Origin of the sequence: Serratia sp. SSNIH1, assembly GCF_002935055.1 — a bacterium.
GTDB lineage: Bacteria > Pseudomonadota > Gammaproteobacteria > Enterobacterales > Enterobacteriaceae > Serratia > Serratia nevei.
The window spans coordinates 4,064,609-4,079,781 of record NZ_CP026383.1; the positions used below are offsets into that span (position 1 = coordinate 4,064,609).

Annotated in this window: 17 protein-coding genes, 2 tRNA genes and 1 pseudogene; 1 reads left to right on the forward strand and 19 read right to left on the reverse strand. The window is 56.9% G+C overall.

Annotated features, from left to right (window positions below):
* The 17 genes and pseudogenes from C3F38_RS26900 to C3F38_RS19685 form a co-directional block, all read right to left on the reverse strand.
* Positions 1 to 807 (reverse strand): tail fiber domain-containing protein, encoded by an 807-nt coding sequence (locus C3F38_RS26900; RefSeq protein ID WP_103767475.1) that lies wholly within the window; start codon positions 805 to 807, stop codon positions 1 to 3.
* Positions 773 to 1,162: pseudogene (locus C3F38_RS19610) on the reverse strand (tail fiber domain-containing protein); the annotation flags it as partial. The pseudogene C3F38_RS19610 and the gene C3F38_RS26900, both read right to left, overlap by 35 nt.
* Positions 1,163 to 1,188: 26 nt before the next feature.
* Entirely contained in the window at positions 1,189 to 4,740 is a 3,552-nt protein-coding gene (locus C3F38_RS19615) for a DUF1983 domain-containing protein (protein ID WP_103767476.1), read from the reverse strand.
* A gap of 54 nt (positions 4,741 to 4,794) precedes the next feature.
* Positions 4,795 to 5,421: a tail assembly protein gene (locus C3F38_RS19620; protein ID WP_055317197.1), complete on the reverse strand. Its 627-nt coding sequence runs from the start codon at positions 5,419 to 5,421 to the stop codon at positions 4,795 to 4,797.
* A 42-nt stretch (positions 5,422 to 5,463) separates the two neighbouring features.
* Positions 5,464 to 5,814, reverse strand: a complete 351-nt coding sequence (locus tag C3F38_RS19625) for a hypothetical protein (RefSeq protein WP_019453668.1) — start codon at positions 5,812 to 5,814, stop codon at positions 5,464 to 5,466.
* Between the two features lie 37 nt (positions 5,815 to 5,851).
* Positions 5,852 to 6,556: a C40 family peptidase gene (locus tag C3F38_RS19630; protein ID WP_055317196.1), complete on the reverse strand. Its 705-nt coding sequence runs from the start codon at positions 6,554 to 6,556 to the stop codon at positions 5,852 to 5,854.
* Between the two features lie 9 nt (positions 6,557 to 6,565).
* Entirely contained in the window at positions 6,566 to 7,318 is a 753-nt protein-coding gene (locus C3F38_RS19635) for a phage minor tail protein L (RefSeq protein ID WP_164491948.1), read from the reverse strand.
* A 10-nt stretch (positions 7,319 to 7,328) separates the two neighbouring features.
* The gene (locus C3F38_RS19640) at positions 7,329 to 7,667 is read right to left on the reverse strand and encodes a phage tail protein (RefSeq protein ID WP_004935824.1); all 339 of its coding nucleotides are present in this window, start codon (positions 7,665 to 7,667) and stop codon (positions 7,329 to 7,331) included.
* A complete protein-coding gene (locus tag C3F38_RS19645; RefSeq protein ID WP_055317195.1) occupies positions 7,667 to 9,958 on the reverse strand; it encodes a phage tail tape measure protein in 2,292 nt (763 codons plus the stop codon). The genes C3F38_RS19640 and C3F38_RS19645 overlap by 1 nt, the downstream gene beginning before the upstream one ends.
* Entirely contained in the window at positions 9,951 to 10,172 is a 222-nt protein-coding gene (locus C3F38_RS19650) for a hypothetical protein (RefSeq protein WP_019453673.1), read from the reverse strand. Before C3F38_RS19650 ends, C3F38_RS19645 begins: the two co-directional genes overlap by 8 nt.
* A 17-nt stretch (positions 10,173 to 10,189) precedes the next feature.
* On the reverse strand, positions 10,190 to 10,555 hold the full coding sequence (locus C3F38_RS19655; protein WP_055317208.1) for a phage tail protein: 366 nt from the start codon (positions 10,553 to 10,555) through the stop codon (positions 10,190 to 10,192).
* Between the two features lie 123 nt (positions 10,556 to 10,678).
* On the reverse strand, positions 10,679 to 11,134 hold the full coding sequence (locus C3F38_RS19660) for a major tail shaft subunit (protein WP_016926946.1): 456 nt from the start codon (positions 11,132 to 11,134) through the stop codon (positions 10,679 to 10,681).
* 41 nt (positions 11,135 to 11,175) lie between these two features.
* Positions 11,176 to 11,559, reverse strand: coding sequence for an HK97-gp10 family putative phage morphogenesis protein (locus C3F38_RS19665; RefSeq protein ID WP_217354345.1), 384 nt, complete (start codon positions 11,557 to 11,559; stop codon positions 11,176 to 11,178).
* 5 nt (positions 11,560 to 11,564) lie between these two features.
* A complete protein-coding gene (locus C3F38_RS19670; RefSeq protein ID WP_055317193.1) occupies positions 11,565 to 11,954 on the reverse strand; it encodes a hypothetical protein in 390 nt (129 codons plus the stop codon).
* Positions 11,955 to 12,011: 57 nt separating this feature from the next.
* Positions 12,012 to 12,452, reverse strand: coding sequence for a lysozyme (locus tag C3F38_RS19675; RefSeq protein WP_047730205.1), 441 nt, complete (start codon positions 12,450 to 12,452; stop codon positions 12,012 to 12,014).
* Positions 12,439 to 12,759 carry a phage holin family protein gene (locus C3F38_RS19680; protein ID WP_019453678.1) on the reverse strand — a complete coding sequence of 107 codons (321 nt, stop codon included), beginning with the start codon at positions 12,757 to 12,759 and terminating at the stop codon, positions 12,439 to 12,441. Before C3F38_RS19680 ends, C3F38_RS19675 begins: the two co-directional genes overlap by 14 nt.
* Before the next feature lie 793 nt (positions 12,760 to 13,552).
* Positions 13,553 to 13,915, reverse strand: a complete 363-nt coding sequence (locus C3F38_RS19685; RefSeq protein WP_047730873.1) for an antiterminator Q family protein — start codon at positions 13,913 to 13,915, stop codon at positions 13,553 to 13,555.
* 209 nt (positions 13,916 to 14,124) lie between these two features.
* Between C3F38_RS19685 and C3F38_RS19690 the strand changes: the two genes are divergently transcribed.
* Complete coding sequence (locus tag C3F38_RS19690; protein ID WP_047730204.1) at positions 14,125 to 14,802, forward strand: LexA family transcriptional regulator; 678 nt, start codon at positions 14,125 to 14,127, stop codon at positions 14,800 to 14,802.
* 99 nt (positions 14,803 to 14,901) lie between these two features.
* Here C3F38_RS19690 and C3F38_RS19695 read toward each other — a convergent pair.
* Positions 14,902 to 14,977, reverse strand: a tRNA-Thr gene (locus C3F38_RS19695).
* 6 nt (positions 14,978 to 14,983) lie between these two features.
* Positions 14,984 to 15,071, reverse strand: a tRNA-Ser gene (locus C3F38_RS19700).
* Positions 15,072 to 15,173 lie beyond the last annotated feature (102 nt).

Below are 15,173 nucleotides of genomic sequence, written 5' to 3' on the forward strand. Positions count from 1 at the left end.
TTATTTCTCCAGTAATGATTTAATTAACTCGTCCTGATGGTCGATTCGCTCAGTTAACTTAGTGATTAGTTCTTGCTGTTCCTGCACCGCACCAGTTAGAACTGAAATTAACGGGAGGATATTTATACCCATTGGATTTGTTGGTGTTTCTTGATCACTGTCTTCTGGGAAAACCTCACCATACGCCCCCTCAGGAACAACCTCAGCTACCTCTTGCGCTATAAACCCACGCTGGGCAGTGGAATCGTTCCACACCCCAATATTTTTATAACGGAACGTTACTGGCCGTAACCTCATTGCCATGGCAAGGTTATCACTTGCCGTTTCAATTTCTTTTTTTATGCGCTCGTCAGATGCGTTAAATGCGACTGAACCTACCATAGTTGCATCTACCCACGCCTCTAATTGAGAATTGGCATTCCAGAAAAAGTTAAATTGATTTGAGTTATACCCGCCATTAACTCCATTCCTACAAGAATACGATCTTGCTCTAAATTGATGAGAGCATGTGAGTTTATCAGCAGAATCACAAATCAACCGAACGGAGTAGTCAGCTTCACTATTTTGGTAATGGAAATCAATAAACGGTAAAGCACTTGAAAGCTCCATGGCCGCATGCCAGACAGTATCTTTTTTTCCCAACTGCAAGTTATTTCTTGCAGTCTCTTTGTCTTTTAAATCACTCAAATTATCTGACTTCCCTAACTTACCATCCGTAGTCTTTGCTACGGTATTTACATCGGTCCTTAATTGCTCAAGCTGCCCCCCCGTAGCTGCTCCATGCCGGGCCGGTAAACGAGCTGCCATCCGGTAATGTCACCGTAATGTTTCCGGTGCCGCTGAATACCTGCTGCCAGTTGTTTTTATCAAGGTTCAATCCGCGTAACGCTTTCGCCGTCTCTGCGGCCAGCTGGGCGGTAATGGTGTTCATCGCGTCACGCGGTACGGCATACCACGCGGCTCCTGCCTGCGTTGGGCCATCATAGGCTTTGATCAGCGTCGCCTGTGTGGCGCTATCAACGGTTTTAACCGGTAGCGTATAGGTGACGCCGCCGACAACGCTCACGATGAAATCACCGGCTTTCAGTTCGGTATTGAATGCCGTCCCCGTGCCTTTCACTACGGCGGAGTTGTTCGTTAGGGTAAGAGTGCCTGCTGGCATAAAACCTCCTGATATCTTATTAATTGTTAGTCGTGAAACCTATTATTCCCTTTGCGAAAAACCATTACGGAAATAGGCCCATCATTTCCCCAAAATTGCCCTGAAGCGGCTCCGGTTATCCCAAATTCCATATCAACAGTTCCGTACGGTGGAACATCTACAACAATAGATGAATCATAGCGATTACCAGAAGAAGCCCTCCCTCTGTAATATGTTTTTCCATTAACATTTATATATACCCACCCACTGCTACCCGCTGTTGTTCCAGTATATAAAGCGGGGTTTGTAACAATCAAAACTGACTCATACGGTAAGCCACCGGTAAAATATCTGTGTTGTGCCCCATTAACGCCGAATACCTCTATCTTCCCCCAGGAGCCGGCTGAAACCACATCACCCACTATATTTTCAGCATAAACAGTACCTTTAACAGTACAATTTTCATTGATAATTACGTTATTCAACACACCGTAATTAGCATAAACATCCCCTCTAACGGTTACATTTTGGAACTCTGCGTAACCATCTTTTCGTATGGACCACCCCATCATCCCTGGAATGTAATTATTCGAGCTGATGTATTCTCCAATTTTTGAATTGGTTATCGACGCATCCTTAATAAAGGCATCGCTGATAAACACCTGGCCGTTAACCACAGCGAACGGCGAGTATTGCGTGTCGTCGCTGCCGCTCATCAGCACGAACTGATTGGCGTTAAAGCCCACGCGGGTGGTGACCGGCCTGCCGTTTTCCGCCAATACCGCGATCGACATGCCCGCGTTGTAGAAGGTGCCGTTCACCCGCACGCCCGCTTTCAGCGTATGGATGGCCGTGGCGCCGTCAGCGTCTACCGTCGCCGTCAGTTTGTCTTCCAGCACCGCCGCTACGTCGTCAATCTGCGCCTGCACCTGGGTTTTCATCTCGGCCAGCCCGCGATCGACCTCCGCGATGGTGGTTTTCACCACCATGATATCGGCGCGCACCGTGCCGTACTGCGCCCACTGGTGATCCACCGTCGCGTTGTTGGCCAGCGCATTCTGCAAGATGGCGTCGATGTTGGTGTCGATATCGCCCACCAGCCGCTCGCCGTCTTTCGCGGTCAGGAGATCGTCGCCGATGCTCTCCAGGTAGTCACCGGCGTCCGCGTTCGCCTGCCCGGCGGCCCAGCCCGTCCAGTCCCCCTGATTGCCGGTGCGGTCTTGCAGCCGCGCGCGGAACCAGAACTCTTGCCCCGCCTTAAGGCCGGTCATGGTATGGGTATGCAGCGGATACGGGATATCGGCCAGCAGCATCGCGTTATTCCCGGCGGCGTTGTCCGCATACTGAATTTCGGTTTTCAGCGTATCTTCAGCGCCGGACGGGAACGCCCAGTCGAGCTGAATGCCCCACAGCAAAGGCGATGCCTTGAAGCCGACCGGCATCGGCGGCTTACCCTCTTTGCCCTTGAGGTAGGTTTCCATCGAGGTCGCCCAGATGGACGACACATTGCTGGCATTGATGGCCCGCACCCGCACCCGATAACGGCCGGCGTAAATGCCCGGCACCTCGAAACCGAGCGCCGAGGTGCGCGACACCGACACCCAGTTGCCGTTATTTTTGCGCCATTCGGCCTCATAGGCGATGGCATTTTCAACCGCACCCCAGGCGGCGCGCAGGGTGGTAATGGCGATACCCTGGCTCACCGAGGAGTAGCTGTCGATGGTGATGTTTTTCGGCGGTGCCTGCACGCCGGGCGGAATGATGGAAATCGGCCGATCGTCGATACGCGCGCCGGTATCGATGCGGGCGTACTTGTTCGGATCGTGTTCCGCCGCGTTGACGGTATAGGTGTTGTCACCGTTATCGGCGATGCCCACCACGCGGTAAAGCTGCACCGCCAGATCGTCCGCGTCGATGGACCAGGCCGCCTCCGGCGCCGGCGCCTCGCTGTAGGCGGTGGTGACGGTCACTACGCGTTCATTCACCGCCTGCACGGTGCGCGCCTGCGCCCGGCCGGAAGGCAGGTTGACGATCAGGCGATCGCCGACTTTGGCGCCCGGCTTCCTGTCCAGCGTCAGTTTACGGCCGTCCACGCCGCTGAGGCGCCCACCAATCACCCGCCCGGCCAGCATCTGGTCCGCCACGCCGACGATATGCCCCGGCATGGGGATCATGCCGTCCAGCCCCACGGAGAAGCTGACCGTGCGATCCTTGCTGTTGGTCAACAGCGCCCAGCGGCCGCGGCGGTTCGCTTCGCTCGGCGTGGTGCAGCCGATGGCCGTCAACTCGGTCTGGTTCACGTCGTAGCGGCGCACCAGATCGCTGTCGAATACCGCCTCTATCGCATCGGCGTAATGGTTGCCCGGATCGGACCAGCTGACCATCGCGGTGCTGTAGCGGGTGCGCTCACTGGCGGACGAGTAGGTAAACTTGCCGTCGATGACGTTGGCGCGGGTGTAGGTGAAGTCCATATCACGCGGCATGTCCGCCAGGGCGACCATTTGGTTTTGCCCCCAATAGGTCATGCCGCGGAAAATGCCGGCTAAATCGCTCAGCACCGTCCAGGCCTCTTCCCGCGACTGCAGATAAACGTTGCAGGTAAAGCGCGGCTCCATGCCCTCGCCGCCGCGCCCATCCGGCACCGGCTGATCGCAATACTGCGCGATACGATACAGCTCGGACTCGGAAACCTGGGAAGCGTCGATGCGATCGCCCAGGCCAAAACGCTCGGCTAAAATAATGTCGTAAAACACCCACGCCGGGTTATCGCTGTAGGCCCACTTAAAGCCGCCGCTCCAGATACCGGTATAGCTGCGCGTTTGCGGATCGTAGTTGTCCGGTACGCGGATCAGGCGGCCGCGCGGTTTGCAGCTGATCTTCGGGATGTTGGGGAACTGCTTCGAGTCGAACTCCACGTAAAGCAGCGCGGTGTTCGGGTAGCGCAGCTTGGCGTCGATGATTTCGGTCAGCGCCTCGATATTCATACGGTCGGCGATCCGGGCGCTGTTGGCGTTAGGCGTCAACCGACGCACGCGCAGCTGCCATCCCGTGGTGGCCTTCGGCAAGTTGATGCGGTGCGAGCGTTCATACAGCGAGGTGGTTTTATCGTCGATCGCCGCCGTTAGCACCTCCTGGTAGCTGCCGCCGTCGGTCGCCACGTCGATGGCATACTCGATGCGATAGCCGTTGACGTCGCCGTTGTCCGCCTGCTTTTGCAGCATGGGCCACCCCAGACGCAGGCGGACGGCGGAAAGTTGCAGGTTCGCGACGGAACGCACCCACGGCGCGCCGCTTTTCAGTTCGCTGCCGACCGAGATCTCATTCTCAACGGCGGGAATGCCCTGGATATATTCCTGCGCCTGCGAACCGGGGCGGAATTCCCAGCGGAAACCGGGAAAGTTTTCCGTTCCGTCGCTGCTCAGCACCGGCGTACCGTCAACAAAAATGTTTGTGCCATCCAGCCCGCCGGCAAACTCCCCTTCGCCCAATGCGAACAACATCTTCGCTCTGGCGATCGACTGAATGCTGTCCGGCGATTCTACCGGCGTGTGGCCGCCACCGCCGCCGCCTTTTCGCCCACGGATCATGTTCTGTGCCATATTTCGCCCATAAAAAAAGCCGCTATTGCGGCTGTCTGTTCAAACGGATGATGGTTATTGCTGGTCTTCGGTATAAATGCCTGCGGAGATAATCGCCCCGCCAATTTCACGCGTGCCGTACAGCACGCCGACGGGGTTGCCCTGCGCCGTGGTATTGACCGGCCCGCCAAAGGCATAGCTCGGTTTATTTTCCGGGCCTTGCCGCATGCGCAGCCCGCCCATTTGCGGGGAAAGCATTTGGAGAATGCCACCGAGGGCCATGGAAGCACCAGCCATCGCCGCCATGCCCGTTCCCCCACCCGCCGCAAATGCCCCCATGGCACCTGCCGCACTCCCCGCTGAAACATACATAGCCACGGCAACCAGCGCCACACCCAGCACGGTCTGGAATAAGCCCGCGCGCTTGCTCCCAATCACGACGGGAACAAGGTGAATCTCTTCCGTCCCTTTGGTGAGCTCCAGCTCATCCTGCCCGACATTGCGTTTACCGACGAAAATAGAAAATGTCAGGCCGCGTTTGTGCGCCTCAAGCATGTAGCGTTCAAAGCCTGGAAGCAGATTTTTCATCGCATCGATCGCTTTTGGCACCGTTGGCGCCCGATATTTAAATTCACGGCCGAAAACCTTAATCATGGGACCATGAAAACGAATGGTTCTGAGAGGAATATCAATAAAATCCATACAGCCTCCAATAAAAAGCCCCACTAGAATGGGGCTATATATTTACTTGCGGGCGCTATTTATTATTATTTTACATTCGCGCTTATTAAGTTCAATACCACCTAGCGCTGTGGTTCCATTTTTACAGTCTGTTGAAAGTTTTCTAATACTCAACGCACCATATCTATCACCTTTTGCATCAAGTAGTTCGTTAATTTTTTTTGAGTCTGACGTATTATATTTTTGCTGAGCATCCATTAATGCCATAAACCAAGCCCACTTCCTTACATACTCACCAAGAATTGGATCTTCGTCTATTTCTTTATGATGACTAAGATATGCATCCAGTGTAGTTGCATTAGCAAAAAAAGAAGTCATAAAACACAAAGCCAGCGCAGAGATTATTTTCTTCATTACCCTTTTCCTTAAGTTGAAAAGTGGAATGATAGCATCACATCAGGGCTTTGTGGCGCAACACCTTCACCGTTCGCTCCTTCCAGTAACCGCCGTAAGGCACCCGCTGGCTGAGCATGCCGTACATATGGTGCAGCAACAGGCCATCTGCCAGCAGAATGCCGGCGTGGTTGGCCACCGGCGCCGAAACCTGCATGATCGCCATATCTCCTGGCTGCGGCGAGCCGCCAAACTCGCGAAAACCGCACGCGTGCCAGTTATCCAGATAGCGGTTTTCACCCCGTTCCCACCACGGATAATCAACCCGATAATCTGGCAACGCCAGGCCGTGCTCCTGCCGGTAGTAGCTCATGACCAGCCCCCAACAATCGGTATGCCCCAGCACGAACTGGCGGCCCACCAGCGGCAGTTCGCCGCGCGGCAAGAGGGTGCGCAAATCTCCCTCCGGCCAGCTGGCGATCGCCCAGGGCAACTCCATCGCGTCGCACTGCGCCTTGTCCAGTTCACTCGGCTGCGTGGTGGCGTCCGGGTGGCTGTGCACAATGAGGGTGATGGTGCCCCATTCGGCAGCGGCCACGTAGTCTTCCGGCGCCAGATGAAACTGCTCGGTGGGATTGTCCGCCAGGTTGCGGCACGGGAAATAGCGCTCCACGCGGGACTTTTGCGCCACCACGCCGCAACATTCGCGCGGATACTCGGCCCTGGCGTGCGCCATAATGGCCGCCGCGGTTTTTTCTTTCATGCTCGCCCCCTACTGCCGGATTAACGCCGCGCCGGGGAAGCCGCCGAACGGCAGCGGCTCGTGCTCGCCAAAGCGTTTTTGGCAGTCGCTCAGCAGCCCGCCGCAGCGATCTTGGCTCGGGTCATCCACCGGATTGCCCTTGTCGTCAAAGTAACGGCTACCGGCGTAATCGCAGCCCTTGCCGGTGCGATAGCCGCCGCGCGAGCACCAGGTGCACAGGCTGTGGATTTGCCGGGTCGGAATGCGCAATCCCCGCAGGTCCGCCGGGCTGGAGAGCTCGAATTCCACCGCCTCGTCGCTTTCCGTCGCCTTGCGATCGATGTAGAACACCTGCAGCTTTTCCTGCAGCGGATCGGCCGAAGAGTTCCCCTGCGGGAAGTTGCGGGCATCAAGGTAGTGCACCAGCGTGTCGTGGATCCGCACCTTGGCCTGCGCCATGTCCTCAAACTGCAGGCAGAGCGCGCTGATCAGGCCATTGATATTGGCGACCGACAGCTTGGGCGCATTGCCCTGGCTGTCGGCGGAGATCTCCAACCCTTCGACGCTAAACGGCCACGGGCCGTATTCCTGCCCCTGCCACCAGACCGATTTCGCCAGCAGTTTGGTTTCATCACCACCGGCGGCAGCCAGCTCTTGCGGCGTAAAAGGCAGGGTATCGCAATGAAAGCGCAGAATATCGGCGCCAAATCGGGTGCCGTCTACCTCAATCAGGCGGATGCGGTTGCCCGGCTCCAGCTTTTGCAAATCTGAATTCAGCATCATCTCCCCCCGGTTAAACGTGGAAGGCCTCGGTAAACGTGGCCGTCAGTGAATAGTTGTCCCCGCCCATGGCGACCGGCTTATAGCCCTCGCAGCGGTACAGGCCGGGAACCTGAGTTGGTGGCGTCCATTGGAAGGACTTCACCCCGTGATGGTTTTCCAGAAAGACGATGATCGGCGTGATGTAGTCATACTTGCCGACAAAGGTCAGATCCCAGGAGCGCACGATCGGGTTAATGCCGTCGCCGGAGACCTGCGCATAGCCGTCGCCAAACTGCGCCTTTCTGACGCGAAAACGCATATCGCCGGCGGCATTGACGCGCGCCGGAAATTCAAATGTCTGAATGCCCATTACATCCCCTTGATTGCTTTCCAAATCGGCTGGCCCGGCATCAGGTTGCGGTTGATCACCTTTTGGCTTTCCTGCGCGGCGATATTGCCCATCTGTTTACCGAACTCGCCCCATCCCGGATCGGCCTGCGAACTGACGTTGCCGCCGTTCTCGATGGTGATGTAGACATTCGGCGCCGCCGCAGGCTGCTGGCCGCCGCCGATCGCCCGCACGCCAAGCGAACCGTCCGCGCCGCGTTTGAGCGGCATGATGGCCTCCGGCCCGGCTTCGCCCATTAAACCGGCACCTCTGGCGAACGCGAACAACGTGGGATTGCTGACGATCTGGCCGCTGAATGCGCTCAGCGAGGGCGAGGCGTATACGCCGCCTTTGGCGTTGGGGACATAGCCTTGCCAACCGGTCGGCATGCCCATCGCGCCTGAACCGGCCGCGCCCGCGCCGGCGCTTGCAGCCCCGCCCAGCAAGCCGCTGCCGATATTCATAAAGGTGGAAAGAATGGTTCTGGTCAACAGCGCCTGCATCGCCAGATCGATCAGTTGCTGGATGATGGACTGCGTCATGGAGGTCATCAAACCGAGCATGCTTTGCTTAAAGTTTTGCGTCCCGGTCAGCAGATCGAACATCATGCCGGAGGTCCGTTCCCGCGTCATATCCACCAGCCCCAGCGCCATCTTGTGCACGCGGCTCTGCCCGCCGAACAGGCTCAGCGCCTGCTGATACTGAGCGTCCGACGATTCTTGCGTCGCCGCCTGCATCAGCTGTTCATAGCGCTGTTTATCCAGAATGCCTTGCTGGTAGTAAGCCTGGTATTGCGCCTGCTGCTGCACCAGTTGGTTGTTAAGGCGAGCGACCGGATCCACATCACCGGCAATGTTCATACGCGGCGCGGCAAGCGCATCGGTTTCAGCCTTCAACCGCTGGCGCGTCGTTTCTTGCTGCTGCATCCGGCTGGCGGTGTGGTACTCGCGTTCGGTCAACAGCCGCCCGTCATACAACGCCTTCAGCTCCTTGCCAACCTCTTGCTCTTTACGCACCGCCGCCTGCCCTGGCGCGTATTGTTCAGCGAGCTGTTGCCGCTGCCGCTGGTACTTCTCGGCGTTCAGCGCCATCGCACGCTGCACATCGGCCTGCCCGGCACCGGCCGCCTTGGCCGTTGACGCCAGCTTGGCCTGCGCACTTTGTTCATCCTGGGTGATTTTTTCGAGGCTGCTCAGATGCGCCTGCTCGATTTCCTGACGCAGTTGTTGGTACTGATCAAGAGCCTGCTGCTTGCCGTTATCGCTAAAAATACGACCGACAGGAGTGACGCTTGCTTGATGGCCCTTAGGCTTATCAGGTTTGGTCTCAACATGGCTGTCGTTGCCATTCTGTGCATTGACGGCGTTGTTTCGCCGGAGCCGGATCGCTTTCTCACCCTTAATGATATCTTCCAACTGCGCTTGCAAGGCGTTTCGTTCTTTCCTCACCTCTTTTGGATCAGAGTAGAGGAATCCCAACATCCCTTTGCTTCGGCGCTCTAAGAGAGCAAGTCGGATATCGCTACTACGCGCCAGCTGGTTCTCGATCTTGGCTTTTTCCTCACTGAGCGTCTTTAACTGATCGTCGAAGGTATCAATTTTGACGGCGAGCTTTGCCTTGGAGAGTTTACTGAGATCTTCGCCCGTCTCGGCCGCCACATCTTTCAATGCCAAAGCCGACTCGCGGGCCAATTTGTTTTGCTCATGGAAGTACAGCATCGCCAACCCCGCCTGGATGGCGACACCGATCGGGCCGCCAAGCGCACCCAGCGCGATGTTGGCGACGCGAGAGGCAGAACCGACGCCGGCCGTCGCCTGCGCCGCCCCGCGCGCCGCCGCCGCCTGATCGCGCCAGGCCGCCGCGCTGTCATTCAGGCCGCCGGCCAGTTTCAGCATCTCCTCCGCGCGGCTGCCGCCTTCGCCGGAAGCGCTGCTCGCCTGGCGGGCCGCGTCGTCCAGCTGCTTCATCTGCGCCGTCGCGGCGACGGTGATGGACGCAAGTTCGGTGAGCGCCTGTCCATACTGGCGCGAGGTGGCGGCGAGCCCCTGCAGCGATAGCTCGACGCCGGCCAGCCCCGCCAGTTTCCCCGCCAGGCCGCCAAGCGTGCCGCCGATGCGTTGATACGACTCGTCGGTCTTCTTCGCATCCTGCTGAGCCTGGCGGTTAAATTTGGCGGATTGTTCTCCGGCGGTACGGTAAGCCGCCGTCAGTTTGTTTTTAAAGTTGGTGTCATTCAGTTGCAACCCGACGACCAACTGTGCGGTATCAGCCATTTCCCAGCACTCGCATAACGTCAGCACACTGCATATCAATACTGCTTTGCGCGGGCTGACCGGATTGATGAACGGGGGCACTCTCCGCCGCATCGGCCGTCATGCCTTGCAGTTTGAAGTATGCCCGCCAGTGATTCAGAATGTGCGCCGGCAGCGCGGCGATCTTGCGAGGATCCGACTCACCCCAGCGATCGGCCAGTTGGAACACCAACATCAGCCAGGGCGAGTCAGTCAGTTTTTTTCCGCTTCCTCCAGGCTGCCGACCGCATGGCGCTTAACGGTGCCGATGGCTTCGACCAGCGTCGGGTTGTCGTGCGCCGCCAGCAGATCGTCTACGCTCGGCAGGGCGCCGGCCGGGATGCGTTTGCCGTCCGGCGTCATCAGGCAAGACAGCAGCAGCTGCACGTTGAGCTGCGCGGCTTTGTTCATGTCGCCGCTGTCGATGGCGGCCTTCATGCCGTCTTCGTTTTCCTGCAGTTCCGCCGCTTTCAGGCGGCGGATAAAGGCTTTGGCGCCAAAGATCTGCGTTTCGATCACGTGGTCGTCGGATTTCAGCAGCGCCGCTTTCAGCGCTTTCAGATCGTATTTCTCAGTCATCGGTTTTTCCTTGTTCATATCATGTGCTCTGCATGAAGAAAATTGCCGCAGGCCACATGGCCCGCGGCAGAAGCGATCGCGTCGAGCGCCCTCAGGCGTTAACCCAGCGCGATCGTCGGTTCGTCACACCTTCGGGGTAACCGAGCCCCAGGTGTTGCTGTTTTGCTTGCCCTGAACGGTAATCTGAATGACTTCACTCGCCGGGGCGGTGATCTCATTCATTTTCCAGCCGGACAGCGACAGGATGGAGGTGGAAGTGCGGCCGTTCGGCAGCTCGACGTAAAACTGTACCGTTTCGCGCTTGTCCGCCGCATTCAGCAGCGCCGCGAAATCGGCGTTGGACGGATCGTCGATGAAACCGATGGATTTCTCCGCGCCTTCCGGCAGGTCGGAAATAAACTGCTTGGCGGTATCCAGCAGCGTGGTGCAATCGACAAAACCGCCGGTTTGCCCCATTTCACCCACCGCTTTACAGTTGGTCAGCGCCTTCATGGCCGTGGGCGCAGCCCCAACGGTGCCCCATTTGACGATAGTGCCGGCAGGCAGCATGGCGTATTCTGGCGAAGTTTTATCAGCCATAGTTTTTCTCTCTCTTTTTTGATGAAGGATGGTAGCGGTCGCTACCGGTTTTCGATGCCATAGCGGACGTTAGCCGCCAGGATGCGTAACACTTGGTGCTTATGGTGATCCAACGCAGGGCGAATAAACGGGGCGGCGGCTTGCGTTGCCGTGCCGTACTCCTGCGCCAGGGCTCGGTGGTAATGCTGTTTACTGGGGCCGACGCGCAACGTCACCGCGTTCCATCCAGCAACGGCCGGGCGTATCGCGATGCCGGCGCTCAGCGAGGGTTCGCTGTTTGGCGCCCCCCGATCGGCACACTGCCGCATCGAGCCAAGGACCGGGGCCAACGCGGCGTGGCCGGCTTCCGGCAGAATGTGGCTGGTGACCTCGCGCCGAATCGTTTCCAACCGGCGAGTCAATTCCGCCATGCCGGAAACCTTCATGGCGATCACACCGCCACCTCGGAATGCGTGATGAGGTAATCGCGCGCCATCCGATACTGAACGCGGTTATCCGCCAGGGGCGTGGCGCTCTGCAAAAGGGTACTGCGCGTGACCGCCTGTACCGGCCATTGACCGATATGGCCATGCCGAACCCCTTCCCAGGCATTCAAAACCGCCTTATCCAGAGCGATCAGCCGGGAGTAATCGTCGATCACGTACAGCACGATCTGAAAACGGCTCTGCACCAGCGAGCTGTCAACCAGACCGGTGTTCACTTTCAGATCGCTGATCTTCTGATAGGTCACGCCTTCTTGCTGCGAATCCGGCAAGATCAGCGGGTAAGCCGCCAGATGGGTTAGCGCGGCCAGCGAGCGTTGGATTTCATCTTCAATCATTCGGGCAAGGTCTCCGTCGTTTTGAGGGGGGAATCGTTGTGCAGACGTATTCGGGCATCAGGACAGAAACAGCGCGCGTTCCGCCGCGCGCCGGGCAACCAACCCATCGAGCCGCACGCCGCCCGCATTGACCCATCGACCGAACTGGTCGGCCGCTCCCTGCCAATCGCCGGCGTTCAACCGGCGCAGCAGCGTCGAGTTCTCCAGCGCGCGCAGGCCCAGATTATAGGCAAAGCTCACCAGCGCATCGAACTGCCCCTGCGTGATCGTCACCGCCACCCGCCGTTCGACGCCCTGTTCGAATTGGGCGATGCCGCACAGCAGCAAATGCTCGGCCGTTGCGGCATCGATCGCCATGCCGGCACCCACTTTTCGTCCTGCGACCGGCTGGGTCCAACCGTAGCCGATGGTCCAAACGCCGACCGAGTCCTGATAAGCCTGCAATCGCAAACCTTCGAAACGCTTGATCAGCGCCATGCCATCGTCACTTATCTTCATGGTTTCCTCCTGACGCTTTATTGAGAAATCGGCGTTCCAATGCCTTGATCAGCGATGCTCCCGACCATCCCGCCATGCCACATACGCCGCCCATCACCTCCGAAGGCCAGTCGTAATGCAGCGCAATCATCACCATGGTCAAACCGGCGAAAATAGAGACGAACAGCTGCAAGAACAGCGTCCTCCAGCTAAAGGTTTCGCCGTTCAAGACCTTGAAGGAATAGCTGGCGATCGCCCCCAGCAGCGTCATGCCGAAAGCAAGCAGCATTGAAAGGATGTTTGGTTCATTTTTCCAAGGCATAATCATCACCCTCCCCTTGCCGGGGCATAGCCCGATCTTCGGGAGTCATGGAAAAGAGCCGCTAAATGCGGCGCTTCTCCCCGTCATTCCTGTTCCATTTAAAAAGCGGCCATTTACGCTGTTGAAGCTCTGCTGAGCCTGGGCAGATAAATAAGATTGCGCTGTTTTATAAAGAAGAGGGATTAGCCTCCCGTCGTGGTCATTCAACGACAGTCATTATTCAGTGAGTGATTGACCGTTTTGACAAGGAGGCTAAAAATGAAAAACCCCGCCAGAGCGAGGTTTATCTATCGTGCGGCGGCGCCGGCAACAATTCAGTTTTATCAGATTACCGGCTTATTTGCGTACGCGTGAGTCCTTTATGATAAAAAAATAAAACCCCGCCGGAGCGAAGTTTATCTATCGTGCGATGGCGCCGGCAACGACTCAGTTTTAGCAGATTACCGGCTTATTTGCGTACGCGTGAGTCCTTTATGATAAAAAAAATAAAACCCCGCCGGAGCGAAGTTTATCTATCGTGCGATGGCGCCGGCAACGACTCAGTTTTAGCAGATTACCGGCTTATTTGCGTACGCGTGAGCTTTTTATGATAAAAAAAATAAAACCCCGCCGGAGCGAGGTTTATCTATCGTGCGGCGGCGCCGGCAACGACTCAGTTTTAGCAGATTACCGGCTTATTTGCGTACGCGTGAGCTTTTTTTAATTATGGCGACGCGCAAGATATTTTACTCGCCCTTGCTATTCCTTATGTCATTAGGAGGCGAGAAATAAACTCTCTTCGATTTCAACGGCAGCCTTTTCAGCGATCCATACTCAACGTTATATCCAGCATCGCCAGGCATCCACCGATAAATCCCTCCGCCGTTTGCATCTCTTTACGTATCGTACCGTCTGAACATTTCCTTTTCAGGGCAATCTTGCGCAGAGATATGCCATAAACATGGTGGGCAATGATGAGATCGAACTCTTCGGGTTTGTATTTCTTCAATCTGCCCACGCAACCGTCGATCACCAGGCCGTCATCATCGCAGCAGGAGAGCTCGCCATTCGATTTATAGGACAACAGCCCTTTGAACCCGGCGGCAATGGGGGAATAATCAATGCCGCTGTTATCCCTGGCCCATACGCCCCATCGCTCCAACACTTCATTCATATCTCTCATGCTTCCACCTCCTTTGGGCGTTTGCCACATCGCCAGGGCTCCATGTCGCTTACCGACGTCGGTCGAGCCATTGTGCTGCTCGGCGTACTCGCCGAGGAATGCCGCACCAAATACTGTATAAATAAACAGTATCAAGTATACCCAGAGGTATCTTTTTTTCAATAGCGAAAAGCCATTTACCTGCAGCTAAATTTAGGTACGATGGCCTCATGAAAAACGAGCAAAAATTGCACCTGCAGGAGATGCGGCGAGAGCGCCTGATCATCCTGATCGACAACCTCGGCGTCGGGGGCCAAAAGCGCCTTGCCGAGGCGCTCGGCATTGCCGCTGACTATGTCTCTCGCCTGCTCTACCCGCCGGGCAAGAAAGGAAAAAAAGGCATCAGTGGCGATATGGCGCGAAGGATTGAGCAGTACTTCGCCGTGCAAATCGGCTGGCTGGACGGCCTGGAGCAAACCGGGCTACGCCCCGCCAGGAAGAAGGCCGCGCAGGCCCCAGGTAAAACGCTGCCGCTGTTGGCATGGACACTGCCGTTGTCTCACGAACAGCTGAACAAAGGGACGGTCGTCCACTACCCGGCGATGGTGCAGTGCAGCGCTCAGGCCTACTGGCTGCCCGTGCGGGATGACACGATGAGTGGCTCTACCGGTGCCAATTACCCGAAGGGCGCCTTGATACTTGTCGAACCCGCTGCGGCCGGGATTACCGAGCTCGTCTCCGGCGACAAGGTGATAGCGAAACGCTGCAACAATGCTGAGCTCACCTTTAGAAAGTATGTTGAGGAAGCAGGGCATCGATGGCTTAAGGGGAGCATGCCGGATTGCCCGGCGCTGAATGCCGATGAGTACGCGATTATCGGAGTGGTGCTTGGCGCCTGGCTGCCCTAGCCCCGTACACGCCGCGTTGGGAACGGCATAAAGCAAAAAACCGCCAACCTTGCGGCTGGCGGTTTTTTTGGCACTCAGGGTGCCGATACTGCTTTATCATGGTGCCGGCTACCGGAATCGAACTGGTGACCTACTGATTACAAGTCAGTTGCTCTACCTACTGAGCTAAGCCGGCTGAATTTGGCGGAAGGACAGAGATTCGAACTCTGGGAGCTGTTACACTCGACGGTTTTCAAGACCGTTGCCTTAAACCACTCGGCCATCCTTCCAATGGGCGCTGATATTAGCGATACCGTTATGAAATGTCTATCGTTTTCATGAAAAAAAATGGCACAACCGGTGCAGTTGCCTAAACTTCAGGCCTTAAACGC